This window comes from Moorena sp. SIO4A5 (assembly GCF_010672005.1).
In the GTDB taxonomy this organism is placed as follows: Bacteria; Cyanobacteriota; Cyanobacteriia; order Cyanobacteriales; family Coleofasciculaceae; genus Moorena.
Genome location: NZ_JAAHHZ010000218.1, coordinates 4,551 through 5,030 on the forward strand (window position 1 = coordinate 4,551; position 480 = coordinate 5,030).

At 53.3% G+C, this 480-nt stretch carries 1 protein-coding gene; it reads right to left on the minus strand.

The annotated features are described in order from the left end of the window. Nucleotides 1-480 (minus strand): WD40 repeat domain-containing protein (locus tag F6K57_RS32710; protein ID WP_293072182.1); only part of this gene is annotated, 480 nt, incomplete at both ends.

The window sequence follows — 480 nt, forward strand, 5'->3', positions numbered from 1 at the left end:
CCCTCCTGACCGAGTCATCATGCCCGATCAGGGTGCGGATTACCTTGCCTGTCTCTAGATTCCAGAGTTTGATGGTGTTGTCATCACTGCCAGAAGCCAAGGTCTGGCCATCCCGGCTGAAACTGACGCTCCTGACCGAGTCATCATGCCCGATGAGGGTGTGGATTACCTTGCCTGTCTCTAGATTCCAGAGTTTGATGGTCTTGTCCTCACTACCAGAAGCTAAGGTCTGGCCATCGGGGCTGAAACTGACACTCTCGACATGGGAATTATGCCCGATCAGGGTGCGGATTACCTTGCCCGTCTCTAGATTCCAGAGTTTGATGGTCTTGTCATCACTGCCAGAAGCCAAAGTCTGGCCATCCCGGCTGAATCTGACGCTCCTGACCGAGTCATCATGCCCGATGAGGGTTCGGATTACCTTGCCTGTCTCTAGATTCCAGAGTTTGATGGTCTTGTCACGACTACCAGAAGCCAAGG